Source organism: Pseudomonas sp. 31-12 (assembly GCF_003151075.1).
In the GTDB taxonomy this organism is placed as follows: Bacteria; Pseudomonadota; Gammaproteobacteria; order Pseudomonadales; family Pseudomonadaceae; genus Aquipseudomonas.
In genome coordinates this window covers 4,164,008-4,177,835 of record NZ_CP029482.1, presented here as the reverse complement: position 1 = coordinate 4,177,835, position 13,828 = coordinate 4,164,008, and the positions used below count along the sequence as shown (strand labels likewise).

Annotated in this window: 12 protein-coding genes; 8 read left to right on the top strand and 4 right to left on the bottom strand. The window is 55.6% G+C overall.

The window, feature by feature from the left end; translation table 11 throughout:
• Positions 1-16 precede the first annotated feature (16 nt).
• The 5 genes from DJ564_RS19715 (at position 17) to DJ564_RS19695 (ending at position 9,210) form a co-directional block, all read left to right on the top strand.
• Complete coding sequence (locus DJ564_RS19715) at positions 17-1,114, top strand: ABC transporter ATP-binding protein (RefSeq protein WP_109632598.1); 1,098 nt, start codon at positions 17-19, stop codon at positions 1,112-1,114.
• Positions 1,115-1,176: 62 nt separating this feature from the next.
• A complete protein-coding gene (locus DJ564_RS19710) occupies positions 1,177-1,950 on the top strand; it encodes an L-iditol 2-dehydrogenase (protein WP_109632596.1) in 774 nt (257 codons plus the stop codon).
• A gap of 545 nt (positions 1,951-2,495) precedes the next feature.
• Positions 2,496-3,620, top strand: coding sequence for a response regulator (locus DJ564_RS19705; protein WP_109632595.1), 1,125 nt, complete (start codon positions 2,496-2,498; stop codon positions 3,618-3,620).
• Positions 3,621-3,712: 92 nt separating this feature from the next.
• Positions 3,713-8,263: a CHASE domain-containing protein gene (locus DJ564_RS19700; protein WP_109632593.1), complete on the top strand. Its 4,551-nt coding sequence runs from the start codon at positions 3,713-3,715 to the stop codon at positions 8,261-8,263.
• An 11-nt stretch (positions 8,264-8,274) separates the two neighbouring features.
• Positions 8,275-9,210 (top strand): diguanylate cyclase, encoded by a 936-nt coding sequence (locus DJ564_RS19695; RefSeq protein ID WP_256597436.1) that lies wholly within the window; start codon positions 8,275-8,277, stop codon positions 9,208-9,210.
• 280 nt (positions 9,211-9,490) lie between these two features.
• On the opposite strand, the gene DJ564_RS32070 is transcribed toward DJ564_RS19695, so the two are convergent.
• Both DJ564_RS32070 and DJ564_RS19690 read right to left on the bottom strand, forming a co-directional pair.
• Positions 9,491-9,760 (bottom strand): hypothetical protein, encoded by a 270-nt coding sequence (locus DJ564_RS32070; protein ID WP_162556224.1) that lies wholly within the window; start codon positions 9,758-9,760, stop codon positions 9,491-9,493.
• A gap of 95 nt (positions 9,761-9,855) precedes the next feature.
• Positions 9,856-10,215, bottom strand: a complete 360-nt coding sequence (locus DJ564_RS19690; protein ID WP_109632589.1) for a DUF6124 family protein — start codon at positions 10,213-10,215, stop codon at positions 9,856-9,858.
• 488 nt (positions 10,216-10,703) lie between these two features.
• Between DJ564_RS19690 and DJ564_RS19685 the strand changes: the two genes are divergently transcribed.
• The 3 genes from DJ564_RS19685 (at position 10,704) to DJ564_RS19675 (ending at position 12,591) form a co-directional block, all read left to right on the top strand.
• A complete protein-coding gene (locus DJ564_RS19685; protein ID WP_109632588.1) occupies positions 10,704-11,006 on the top strand; it encodes a helix-turn-helix transcriptional regulator in 303 nt (100 codons plus the stop codon).
• Between the two features lie 203 nt (positions 11,007-11,209).
• Positions 11,210-12,184, top strand: coding sequence for a zinc-dependent alcohol dehydrogenase family protein (locus DJ564_RS19680; protein WP_109632585.1), 975 nt, complete (start codon positions 11,210-11,212; stop codon positions 12,182-12,184).
• Positions 12,185-12,225: 41 nt separating this feature from the next.
• Positions 12,226-12,591: an antibiotic biosynthesis monooxygenase gene (locus DJ564_RS19675; protein WP_109632583.1), complete on the top strand. Its 366-nt coding sequence runs from the start codon at positions 12,226-12,228 to the stop codon at positions 12,589-12,591.
• 91 nt (positions 12,592-12,682) lie between these two features.
• Here DJ564_RS19675 and DJ564_RS19670 read toward each other — a convergent pair whose 3' ends face one another.
• Complete coding sequence (locus DJ564_RS19670; protein ID WP_109632581.1) at positions 12,683-12,844, bottom strand: DUF2986 domain-containing protein; 162 nt, start codon at positions 12,842-12,844, stop codon at positions 12,683-12,685.
• 84 nt (positions 12,845-12,928) lie between these two features.
• Positions 12,929-13,624, bottom strand: a complete 696-nt coding sequence (locus DJ564_RS19665) for a tRNA (adenine(22)-N(1))-methyltransferase TrmK (protein WP_109632579.1) — start codon at positions 13,622-13,624, stop codon at positions 12,929-12,931.
• Positions 13,625-13,828 lie beyond the last annotated feature (204 nt).

Sequence of the window (13,828 nt, the reverse complement as noted above, 5' to 3'; positions counted from 1 at the left end):
ACAAAGGAGCGCCACCATGGCCAACCTGAAAATCAAGAATCTGCAAAAAGGCTTCGAAGGCTTTTCCATCATCAAGGGCATCGACCTGGAAGTGAACGACAAGGAATTCGTGGTCTTCGTCGGCCCGTCGGGCTGCGGCAAATCCACCTTGCTGCGCCTGATCGCCGGGCTGGAAGAAGTCAGCGGCGGCACCATCGAACTCGATGGCCGCGACATCACCGAAGTCAGCCCGGCCAAGCGTGACCTGGCGATGGTGTTCCAGACTTACGCCTTGTACCCGCACATGAGCGTGCGCAAAAACATGTCGTTCGCCCTCGACCTGGCCGGTGTGCCGAAAGCCGAAGTCGAGAAAAAAGTCGGCGAAGCGGCACGCATCCTTGAGCTGGGACCGATGCTCGAACGTAAACCGAAACAGTTGTCCGGCGGCCAGCGTCAGCGCGTAGCCATCGGACGCGCCATCGTGCGCAACCCGAAAATCTTCCTGTTCGACGAACCGCTGTCCAACCTCGACGCCGCCCTGCGGGTGCAGATGCGCCTGGAGCTGTCGCGCCTGCACAAAGAGCTGCAAGCGACGATGATCTACGTGACTCACGATCAGGTTGAAGCCATGACACTCGCCACCAAAGTGGTGGTGCTGAACGGTGGCCGGATCGAGCAGATCGGCTCGCCACTGGACCTGTATCACCAACCGGCCAACCTGTTCGTCGCAGGATTTTTGGGCACGCCGAAAATGGGTTTTCTCAATGCCACCGTGACTTCCAGTAGTCATCAGGGTGTCGAGGTCGAGCTGGCCTCCGGTCGACGTCTGCTCATCCCCCGTGACGCAAGCACCTTGATGGTGGGCAGCGCAGTCACCGTCGGTATCCGTCCCGAACACCTGCGTCTGGATGAACAAGGGCAATTGCCGATCACCACCGACGTCACCGAACGCCTGGGCAGCGACACGTTCTGCCACGTCGTCGCGACGTCTGGTGAAGCGCTCACAGTCCGGGTGAATGGCGACTGCGAGGTCGCTTATGGCGAGTCGCGCCGGGTGGCGCTGGACGTGCTGCATTGCCACTTGTTCGACGAGCACGGCAAAGCATTGGCTCCCCTGATACGTCGCGCTGCCTGACCGCTACGCCAACCATGCCCATGATTGGGCGAACCGAATTTCAGAAAACGGATGAACCCTCAATGAAACGACTAGAAGGTAAAAGCGCGCTCATCACCGGATCGGCCCGAGGCATCGGGCGGTCTTTTGCTCAGGCTTACATTCGTGAGGGGGCGACGGTCGCTATCGCGGACATCAACCTGGAACGCGCCCACGCCACGGCCACCGAGCTGGGGCCTAACGCATACGCTGTCGAGATGGACGTTACCCGCCAGACGTCCATCGATGCGGCCATTGCCGCTGTCATCGCGCAGACAGGCAAACTCGATATTTTGATCAACAACGCCGCACTGTTCGACCTTGCGCCCATCGTCGAGATCACCCGCGACAGCTTCGAGCGTCTGTTCTCGATCAATGTCGCAGGAACGCTTTTTACCCTGCAGGCAGCGGCGCGTCAGATGATCGGTCAGGGCCACGGCGGCAAGATCATCAACATGGCCAGCCAGGCGGGACGAAGAGGGGAGGCCCTCGTGGGTGTGTATTGCGCGACCAAAGCGGCCGTGATCAGCCTTACCCAATCCGCAGGCCTGGACCTTATCAAGCATGGGATCAACGTAAACGCCATTGCGCCCGGCGTCGTCGATGGCGAACATTGGGACGGTGTCGATGCAATGTTCGCCCGCTATGAAAATCGGCCATTGGGTGAGAAGAAAAAACTCGTGGGTCAGGAAGTGCCCTTTGGGCGGATGGGCACCGCTGACGACCTGACGGGCATGGCGATTTTCCTCGCATCGCCCGAGAGCGAATATGTGGTGGCTCAGACCTACAATGTCGACGGTGGGAACTGGATGAGCTGACATCGCAGCGTTCAGCGCCGGCGTGGCGAAGGTGCAATGCCTTCGCTACGCCGGGTTCAGTGGTTATGTCGGTGGTGGGCCTATATCGACCCGTTGCAGCCATTCGGGACGTGTTTCCCTTGGAAGATGCCAGGACAGTCCATAAATGTTGGCGTAAAACCAGCCGAAACGCTCGAGCCGTTAGCCAAGACTGCTTGGATCCGTGAGTCAGAGGGGTTAGCGCATTTTTGGGTGCCTAGGGCAGCGAGCAGCAGGACGGAATCACTCAAGCAATTCCGCTATGGCGGCGTTTCATGCACTAACCCCCGCTATCCTGACTACCTGAGAGCTGTTTGCTTGCTTGTATAGTTCGCGGGTCAGGAATAGATTCAACCGTTCAAGGATGCCATCTAACCATCCGCCAAAGGGAAATTGCCGTGATTTACCCAAAATCGCTCGGTTACAACCTCACCCCTTGATCTCAACGACGTCTATGTTTGCTGTTGGCTGACAGTCAGTCACCAAGGCGTTGCTAAGTTACGTGTCAATCCAGTGAGGATTATCGAATGCGAGTGATGATTCTGGATGATGACCCCTGGATATCCGATCTTTTAAAACAGCTCGTGTTGAGCATCCGTCCGGTTGCTCAGGTCGATTGCTTTATCGATGTCGCTAGTGCTTTAGACGCTTGGCAGCCAGGCACCTATCAGTTGGTGATGGCCGACTGGAATCTACCGGATGCCCCCGGCGTCAACCTGTTGCAGAAAATTCGCGAAAAAGATCAAGACACGCCGCTGATCATGATCACCGGCCGCGCTGATCGAGACAGTGTGCTGGCGGTAAAATCGCTGAGAATCAGCGCTTTTTTCACCAAGCCATTTCAGGTTTCGCGCGTCGTACAATGCCTGGATACGCTCCTTCCGCTTGATGAGCCCCCACGAGCCACCACTATCAACACTGAAGACCTGATCAGCTATCTGAGTGGTTTGTCTGCGGGTGAGTTGGACTTACCTTTACTGGCCTCGGTCAAAGACAAACTTCGGCTCGGCTATGGCGGGGCGCCAATGGATTTAAGAGAACTCGCCAATGATTGGCAGTATGACCCGGCGCTATGTGCCCACTTGATCGCCGCCTCCAACGGTGCCGCATATCTCGGGCTCGGGCAGCCATGCACGAATTTGAACGGTGCCCTGGCGCGGCTGGGAGGACTTACCAGCGTGAATCTGGCGATTAGCCAGGCCCTGCGACAGACCAATACTCAACCTGACGGCATGCTGAAGACTTTCATCCAGGCTCATCTGGATGATGCCGAGCGTTTAGCTGAAAGGGCTGTTCTTCTGGCTCAACAATGTGGTCTGGATCCCGCTCCGCTGCAAAGTGCCGCCCTTCTGCACCGCATGGGCGAACTCTGTGTGCTGTACCAAACTCAGAAATGGGAGAACCGGGGCAACAGCGTGGCCGAAGAAACGCTCGCGCACGCTGTTCGTGATTTTGCAGCGCCTTTTGCCGTTCGCTTGAAAGCAAGCTGGAGGCTACCAATGGTTCTACGTGAACTGGTAGGTGCTATCTATGCCTTGCCGCCCATGCAAGTCCGCCGCGAACAAGTGGTGATGCGCCTTGCCGCCGCCGTGAACAACGGCGAACCCGAAGCAGACATTGAAAGGCTTAAACGATTGGCCGGCCTGAACTAGCTTATTGGGGTCTTGCAGGTTGGATATCTCGCGTTCCCCAACTGGGTTCGAACTTTAATCTTGAAGGCTTTAAGGCCTTCTGCGATGGGACAATGCGGGTGAGAAAGCATAGGTTTTTTGCATTGAACTGGGGAGTAGCTATCACTCTGGCCGTGGGATTAGGGGCAAGCTTTCTGGGTGGCTGGATCCTTGAACGTAACAACGAAGAGCAGGCGCAAGAAGCGATTGCAGCGGCAACCGAAGACGCCGCAGAGTTGGTTTTAACGCGCCTCAATCTTTACCAATACGGTTTGCGAGGCGCTCGTGGCGCTGTGCTCACAGCGGGCGAGTATGGCATTAGCAGTGAAGTGTTTCTCCGATATCACAGAACCCGTGACCTCGCTTTCGAGTTCCCCGGCGCCAGTGCTTTTGGTTTTATCAGGCGTGTACCGGAGCGCGATGAAAGCGAGTTTCTCAAGCACGCTCGAGCCGACGGCGCTGCTGACTTCTCCATCCATCAATTCTCAGCGCACTCAGGCGAGCGCTACGTTATTCAGTATGTCGAACCGGCTGAAGGTAACCGGGCTGCCATTGGCTTGGACATAGCGTCAGAAACATCGCGGCGAGAGGCGGCACAATCCTCGATACAAAGCGGTGCGGCACGGATCACTGGGCCCATCACGTTAGTACAGGCCATGGGAAAACCGCAGCAGTCTTTCCTGGTATTGATGCCCATCTTTCGCGGTGAAGTCACTCCGGTGACCGCTGCTGAACGAGAGGCAGCTGCTTTTGGCTGGAGCTATGTTGTGTTGCAGACCGAGGAGGTACTTAAAGGCCTGCGCATAGAAAATGAGACGGTACATTTGCGATTAAGGGATATCACCGTCCCAGGACAAGAGAAGCTGTTTTATGAAAGCACCGACGACTCGGCTCGCCGTGAAACGCTGATGACCCATCAGCTGGAGCGCGAGGTATACGGAAGGCGGTGGCAAATCGAACTCGACGCAAATTCGCTGTTCATCCAGCGCCTGCATCAGGTTTCACCAAAAGTTGTGCTGTTTTTCGGTGGTTTTCTCACGCTTCTTCTAGCTACCTTGGCGAGTGTCGTGAGTGTCAGCCGTCAACGTCGGCGGCAGATATTTGTCGAGCAGGCAAGGCTGGCTTCCATCGTTGAAAGCTCGGGCGATGGCATTATTGGAAAAAACCTCGATGGCGTCGTCACCAACTGGAACAAAGGCGCCGAGCACCTTTTTGGTTTTACCGCCGAGGAGGCCGTGGGCCAGACACTGGCCAATTTGATTGTTCCTCTGGAGCTTGTCACAGAGGAAGCTCGTATCCTTGCGCGCATCAGGGCGGGTGAGCGTATCGGCAGCTTTGATACGCAACGCCATCACAAAGACAGGCGACTGATCGATGTCTCCGTCAGCATCTCCCCCATTTATGGCGAGGGTGGTCGCGTCATTGGGGCGTCCAAGACGTTAAGGGATATCTCGGCGAAAAAAGTGGCAGAGGCTCGAATTCTTGAACTCAACTCCAGCCTGGAAGAGCAGGTTGCGCAACGAACATCCGAGTTGCGGCATCTCAATCTGTTGTTGGACACGGTGCTACGCTCGGCTACTGAGGTTTCGATCATTGCGACGGATCTCGATGGCGTTATCCGTGTGTTCAACAAAGGTGCCGAGCACTTGTTGGGTTATGACGCCGAAGAGTTAGTAGGCAAAGACACCCCGGCGCTCTTCCATGTCCCAGAGGAAGTCGCTGCACGTGGCGTTGAGCTGAGCGAGGAGTACGCTCAGACTATCGACGGTTTCCGTGTGCTTACCCATAAACCTGAGCTTGAAGGCGCAGAAATCCGAGAGTGGACTTACGCACACAAGGATGGCTCGCGGTTTCCTGTCACGCTAGTGGTCACCTCCATGCGCGATACCGATGGGGTATTGAGCGGTTACCTGGGTATTGCGGTAGACATTACCGAACGTAAAGCAGCTGAAAAGGAACTGGCTGCGAGCCTGAAGACGACACTGGAACAACGCAGCGAACTGATGGCGGTGCACGATCAACTGGTGATGGCTGCTGAAGTGGCCGAATTGGGCGTCTGGTCTTGGACGTTGGCGGACAATAACTTGCAGTGGAATGACCGTATGTTCGAGTTCTACGGGCAGCCACTGACGTTGCGCAATACGGGTCTGAGCTATATGCACTGGTACTCACGTGTTCACCCTGAGGATGTCGTTGCAGCGGCTGCAAAACTGAATGCCGCCGTCGAGGGGACTGATGTGTATGACACGATTTTTCGTGTCGTTCGCCCGGACGGTCAGATTCGCTTTATACAGGCCGGCGCGCAGATTGAACGCAGCCCGAACGGTGCGGCATTGCGTGTGACCGGGATCAATCGGGACATCACTGTCCAACGCGAGCTAGAGTCACATCTGCTTCACGCCAAGGAACAGGCCGATGCAGGGAGTGCGGCCAAGTCTGCCTTCCTGGCCAACATGAGTCATGAAATACGCACACCGATGAACGCCGTGTTGGGTATGTTGCAGTTGGTGCAGAACACTGACCTGAATGGTCGCCAACTCGATTATGTGACCAAAGCGCAGACCGCTGCGAAATCACTGCTGGGCTTGCTCAATGACATTCTCGATTATTCCAAGATTGAGGCGGGCAAGCTGCAACTCGATGTGCACCCGTTCGAGCTTGAACCGCTCATGCGTGACCTCGCCGTTGTGCTGACAGGTAACCAGGGCGATAAGGAGGTTGAGGTCATGTTCGACCTGGACTCCAATTTACCCAACGACCTGATCGGCGATAGCCTGCGACTGCAACAGGTACTGATCAACCTGGCGGGTAATGCCCTCAAGTTCACCTTGGAAGGCCAAGTCGTGGTCAGCGTTGAACAACTGAGGCGCACGGAAAATGCTGTGAGCTTGCGCATCGCCGTTTCTGACACTGGCATCGGTATCAGCCCGGAACAACTTCAGCGCATTTTTGAAGGTTTCACTCAGGCCGAGGCTTCAACTTCCCGGCGTTTTGGTGGTACAGGTCTGGGCCTGGTGATCTGCAAAAGGTTGGTCACCTTGATGGGTGGTGAACTTCAAGTGGAGAGCAAGCAAGGTGTCGGGAGTCGTTTCTGGTTCGATATAACTCTGGATGTAGCGCCGACGTCACTGCTGAGATCTGCCTGTACTGGAGTCGATGTGTCCTTACGGATTCTGATCGTTGACGACAACGCCATGTCGGGTGAATTGCTGTCGCGAACCGTTCATGCATTAGGGTGGCAGGCCGACCTCGTGAGCGGTGGCACGCAAGCAGTGGAATGGGTGAAAAACGCCAAGGCGAGAGGCGAAGCCTACGACGTGGTACTGATGGACTGGCGGATGTCCGATATGGATGGGCTGAGCGCTGCGCAGTTGATCCATCAGCAGGGTAACGGTGTGCCACCTCCGATGGTCATTATGATCACTGCTTACGGCCGCGAAGTATTGGCCGACGCCCACCAGGCGGGAGACGCCCCCTTCGTGGGTTTTCTCACCAAACCGGTCACTCCCAAGCAGCTAGCCGACGCTGTTCAGCGAGCGCTCGAGGGCAAAAACTTGCCGCAGTCCCTCGTACCTCGATCAACGTTTGACAGGCCGCAGCGTCTGGCCGGGCTACGGCTATTGGTGGTGGAAGACAACATGCTCAATCGCCAGGTAGCCGATGAGTTACTGACAAGGGAAGGTGCGAAGGTGACACTGGCTGAAGGCGGGCTGGAAGGTGTGAGCAAGGTGATGAATGAGCGTGTGTCCTTCGACGTCGTACTAATGGATATCCAGATGCCAGATATTGATGGCTTGGAGGCGACTCGTTGCATTAGATCGAACCCACGCTTTGCAACACTGCCGATTGTGGCGATGACCGCAAATGTCTCCAATACCGACCGTGAAGCCTGTCTTGCTGCGGGGATGAATGATCATGTTGGCAAACCCATAGACCTGGAACAACTCGTCGTAACGCTGCTCTTTCAATCAGGCCGTGAAGATAGCCAGGCATCTTTAACCTTGGGGCAAGTCAATACAGGAGAAGGCGTTATAGAGTCTCGTGCATCAACTATTGACCGCTTTGGGGGTGACCTCGATTTGATCCGCAAGGTGCTACGCACCTTTGGCCCAGAGATGGAAAAACAGCTTGTCCAGTTGCGCGATCAGATCCAGCGGCAAGATGCATCAGGGGCCGCGTTTGTACTCCATACCATTAAAGGTAGCAGCGGCACTATGGGTGCCAAGGCGGTGTCGCTCCTGGCCGGCAACCTGGAACACACACTAAGACACGGAGATGCAGCGTCTGTAGCTAGCATCTTTGTAGACCCAACATGGTTTGACGAATTAAGCAAGTTGCTGCAACAAAGCCTGGAGCAAATGAATGTCGATTTTGGTCAGGGCCCGCGTGCAAAAAGCAGTACTGACGAAGATTCCATGGCACCGGCGCAATGGAGAGAGTCCCTGGAGGAGGTTTTGCTGTTGTTGGAAGCGGGGAACCTTCAAGCCATAGAGCTGGCAGACGCATTGGCGTCAAAAACGCCGCAATCCCTGCGCCCACAGTTCGACGAACTTGTTGCCAAGGTGCAGTCGCTAGACTTTTCCGCTGCGATGCCGATTGGTCGTGACCTGTTGAGATCTGCCTGATGGAACAATCGATGGAAACGTGGTTATCACATTCCTTTAACCGTCCCAAACTCCTTATTGTCGACGACCAACCGACTAATATCCGGGTACTTCATGAGCTATTTCGTGAGGACTGTGATGTGTTCATGGCCACCAGCGGTGAGCAGGCAATCAGCGTATGCCAGGCCCAACTGCCCGATTTGATTCTGCTGGACGTGGTCATGAATGGTATGGATGGGCATGAAGTATGCCGTCGACTCAAGGTTGACCCTATGACCCAAGGCATCCCCATCATCTTCATTACCGCACAGCAGCAGGAGTCAGATGAGGTGCTGGGTCTGGAGCTTGGCGCGGTGGACTTCATCACCAAACCCATCAATACCACCATTGTCAGAGCACGTGTGCGAACACATCTAACCCTGAAACTACAGAGCGATCTGCTGCGTTCCATGGCGTTGATAGATGGTCTTACCGGGGTGGCCAATCGACGCAAATTTAATGAGGACATATTGGCGGATTGGCGTCAGTGCTTTCGAGAGCAAAAGCCGCTATCGCTCATTTTGGTGGATGTCGACTATTTCAAACGCTACAACGACCGGTACGGACACCAGGCTGGAGATGACTGTTTGAAATCCGTTGCCCAAACGTTATCTGAAACGGTTAGACGGCCCTATGACCTGGTCGCTCGGTATGGTGGCGAAGAGTTCGCCTGCGTTCTGCCCAATACAGTTCTTTCTGGTGCGGTCGAGATTGCAGAAAGAATGCAGGAACGTGTTCGGATATTGGGCATCGAACATTCTGCTTCTGATGTCGATCGCGTGCTGACAATCTCTCTAGGCGTCGCAACATTGACGCCCACTGGCGAACTAGGATTCGAGGCTTTGATAGAAGCTGCGGACAAGCAACTCTACGAAGCGAAGAACGCGGGCAGGGCGCGGGTATGTTCATCTACAATGTCGTCCAGTTAAGAGTTTCTCCTGTTTCTGACTGCATGTTTGGTTGGAGCTTACTTCCGGCAGCAAGGCGGTAAAGGGAGCGGCTAATTAACGCGAAAATCAATGGATAATCTCCACTACCTTGCTTTACGTAAGCTGGCGATCAGGGCAAATGTACCTGTCCAGTTTGCTGCTTGGCTTTGGGCCAGCCCTTCGCGACCGGCTGCTTCTGGCCGAGAACTGCCTGTCATGAAGTGCCGCTATCGACCCGAAGCAACCCTGCATGCCAACCGCTATAACCCGCAGGTATGAATCACTGGCCAGATTCCACGCGTTGTATAGCTTCGAGAAGCTGGCCGTCGAAATACTCGGTGTCATCTCGTTTCTGTGCTTCCAGGCGTCGCTTTGCCTCGGCAAGCATGGGTGTCACAGCGATGCCCTGATTCAAAAAAGTGGCGACCATAAGATCATTCAATTTTGCGAGAGGTGTATCCCATGCCTCCCTGCAACGCTGCGTTAGTCCTGTGGGAGCATCGCCACACCACGGACCTGATAGTTTCGAGACTGCCAGGTTGGAAGTCATGAACCTGCCTCTGAGAGAAAGTGAATGGTTGTCGGCACAGCGTTCAGCACCGGCATAGTGAAGGTGCAATGCCTTCACTGTGCCGGGTTCAGTGATTACGTCGGTGGAACGAGGTTATCCAGCATCCGATTCACCGCCAATTCCCCGAGCATGATGACCTGCTGAAGCGCCAGCAAGGTGTTGCGGTGGGAGCCCTCCACCAACCCCGCGATATCGCTGGCCATGACACTGGCCGACGCCATCGACTCACATGCTTGAACCAGCAAGGTTTCGTCGTCGACATCCGGTGCAATCATGAAAATGGTGCTGGGTTTGCGTGGAGTGTTCATGAGCGCCGCCGGATTGAGGTAGAAATCGAGCGCGCGTTCGGCGGCTTCGTGCAGTTTTCTTGAGTCGAGGGTTTCGTAGGGGGAGGCCGGATCGGTGTCCGGTGGGTTGGGTGTGATCTTGAACATTGATGAAACTCCATATGGATTATTGGAGCCATCACCCTCGCTACCAAACGAAGGGTGGCGGCCATACGAAGGTTGGTAGACCGGCCCACATGGAAAATCCGGCGCGCCCGAGGGCGCCCTGCGCATGGCCACCATAAAACGAATGCCAAAAAGGCATTTGCATAAAGTGAAGCTATGCGTCATGCGGACAACGGGCTACCAAACCCGATCGCTGTTTTTCAGCGACAGGGAAACGATAAAGCCCGGTCCATAGACGCACAAGCCGGCGGATTCTGGCGTAACCGTAGGCAACGGCGCAAGGATTTGTAGCCTTTGGGAGGTAACGCGGAGTGTCGTTAAACAACGGCGTTAAACATGCAGGCGCTCGCTTTCAACGTCTGGACGCTGACGGCCTTCAGGCGCGGCCATCAACCCAACGCGGCCAACCGTCTGTCATCCAGACTGCATTCGCACATTGACATATCGGGAAATGCCGATATCATCGCGGCATGGAATTACTCGAAATATTCAAAGCTCTCTCGAACCGTACGCGCCTTGAAATCCTGAAAGGTTTGAAGGACCCAGCCAAGAACTTCCCTCCGCAGGATGAAGGGGACGTTCATACGGTGGGAGTCTGCGTCAGCAGTATTCAAGAAGGCGTCGGGCTGTCGCAGTCAACGGTTTCTGATTATCTTGCAACTCTGCAACGGGTGGGCTTGGTCGACGTCACGCGCATCGGTCAGTGGACCTATTACAAGCGAAATGAAGCAACCATCCGTGTTCTAGCGGAGATCATAGGGAAAGAGCTGTAATTTTTTGCCACGTGATATCGAAAAATCCCGATATCCCTTTTTAACGAAATGAGGATTTGCAATGACATAGCACACGGGGCGAGTCACGTCCGAGTACCCGCAGCATCGGTGAGGATTCTCGCCGTAGAGAAAGAACTGTTATTTTTTTACCATAAGATATCGAGAAATCCCGATATCCCTTTTTATCGAAACGAGGATCAAAAATGAAAGCGCTGATACTTAAATCTTTTGGCGGCCCGGAATCGTTCGAACTTCGCGAGGTGCCCAAGCCAGTGCCGCGTGCGGGACAAGTCCTGGTGCGGGTACACGCAACCTCCATCAATCCGTTGGATTACCAGGTTCGACGTGGCGATTATCCCGACCTGGTACAACTGCCGGCCATTACCGGGCACGACGTATCGGGCGTTGTCGAAGCAGTCGGGCCGGGTGTGACGTCCTTCGCTCCGGGAGATGAAGTCTGGTACACCCCACAAATATTCGACGGGCCAGGAAGTTATGCCGAGTACCACGTTGCGGCCGAAAACATTATCGGGAAGAAGCCTGCCTCGTTAAGCCATCTTGAGGCGGCAAGCCTGACCTTGGTTGGCGGTACCGCGTGGGAAGCACTGATCGTGCGTGCGTCGCTCAGAGTGGGGGAAAGCATTCTGATACATGGCGGCGCGGGAGGCGTCGGTCATGTGGCGATCCAAATGGCAAAAGCCATGGGAGCAAGAGTGTTCACGACCGTGCGCGAAGCAAACGTTGAGTTTGCTCGAAGTTTGGGTGCCGACGTGATCATCGACTACGAAAAGGACGATTACGTCGACGCCATCATCCGGGAAACGGGTGGCCGCGGAGTCGATGTCGTGTTCGACACCATCGGCGGCAACACACTGTCGCGCAGCCCCGACGTGCTCGCACAACTTGGCCGCGTTGTCTCGATTGTGGACATTGCACAGCCACAAAACGTCGTTCAGGCCTGGGGCAAGAACGCCAGTTATCACTTCGTGTTCACAAGACAGAACCGCGGCAAGCTGGATGAGTTGAGCGCATTGATAGAGCGCGGTCAGCTGCGGCCACATGTTGGTGCCGTCTATTCGCTTGCCGACATTGCGCTTGCACATGCCCGGTTGGAGGGTCCCAACAACGGCATTCAAGGAAAAATCGCGATTGCAGTCGAGCCATCGCTCATCTCGTAAGTGCGTACTTTTAACCGCTTAAGTCATATTAGAGGAACGCCATGATTTATGAGATCGCTTTGCTCCCCGTCCACAAAGAACGCATTGAACAGTTCAGGTGTGCATTTGCCGAGGTCGCTCCTTTGCTCACCCGCGCAAAGGGTTACGGCGGCCACTTGCTCGCGCAAGGCATCGAAACCCCGCAGCTATTCAACCTGATCGTGCGCTGGGCTTCACTCGAGGATCACACGCCAGGCTTCGAAGAGAGTGAAGACCATCGGGTGTTCATGATGGGCTTACAGGAATATTTTTCGGAAGAACCGACGGTCTATCACATTGAGGGGGCAGCTTTTGCTACAGGCGAACATGATGACCCTGACAGTGCCGTTGGCATGAGTAATACCGGTACTAAAAGTTTGTGGCTTTAACGCGACTGGGCCGTCGTCGGAAATTTGCAGTCTTGTTCTCGACAGATTTGTAATGATCGGGGACGGCCCGGTGGTACTTACGACACATCAATCAGCTCTCAGCGACAACGATTGAGCCGTCACTGGATTCAGCCGCCAGTTTCAATCGGTCGGCTTTACTGATGTATTTAGACTTGCTTTGCGGTGCCAATTTGGCACTGGCCTTTTTGGCGTGGGCCTTTAACAACTGCTTTATTTTTTTCTGACGATTCATGTTTTTCGCTCAGCTTGAAATTCTTGAATAATGCCTTGCCTGATCGACGCTCGGCGACTGTTCGTACAATCCCTAAACCCGTTTTCACGCCAGCAGTTCGGTGATCCATCGGGCCTGCCGGGCGACGTCCTGCACCTTTTCCTCGGGCACAGCCTGCCGCGCTCGGGCGAAGTGGGTCAGGGTTTGCTGCTTGTGGCGCAGTATGCGCTGCCACTTGACCAGGAACGCCGGGCTGCGTGCCTGCATCTGCAGCGGGCCGAAGTACAGTTCCTCGGCGGTGTATATCACCGGTCCGGCGCACTCGGCGACAATGATTTCATAGAAGAAGCGGTTTTCCCGCAGCAGTTCCTCGCAGAGGATGCGGTAGCCGTTGGCCATCAGCCATTGGCGCAGGGGCTGCTCGCCGCCGTTGGGCTGCAGGATCAGGCGTTCCTGGCCGTTCAGATGCGCCTTGCCGCTGTCGAGGATGTCGCGGATCGTCTCGCCGCCCATGCCGCAGATGCTGATCGCGGTGATCCGGTCTTCCGGCCCGATGGCCGCAAGGCCATTGGCCAGGCGCACGGTGATGTGCGGGTCCAGGCCGCTTTCGCGCACGGTGCGTTCGGCCGAGTGGAACGGCGTCAACGCCACTTCGCCGGCCACGGCCGACGCGATGGCGCCCCGGCGAATCAACGCCACCGGCAGGTAGCCGTGATCCGAGCCGATATCGGCCAGGCGTGCACCGGCGGGTACATGCGCCGCCACGCGTTCCAAACGCATGGACAATGTCTGTTCGTTCAACCGCAACCCCTTTCACCACGAGCGTTCGGCACGTTGGCCGAATCGGGGCGCCATTCTGTCGAGCAATGCCGTGCATTTCAAATTCTTGCGACCGGGGCCATGGCTCGACCCGGTTATTGAACTGATTACATAGCGTATCAACTGAAATGCGCATCGGCGGCATTATCACAACAGGGGGCGACAACTACATTAGACAGGACATTT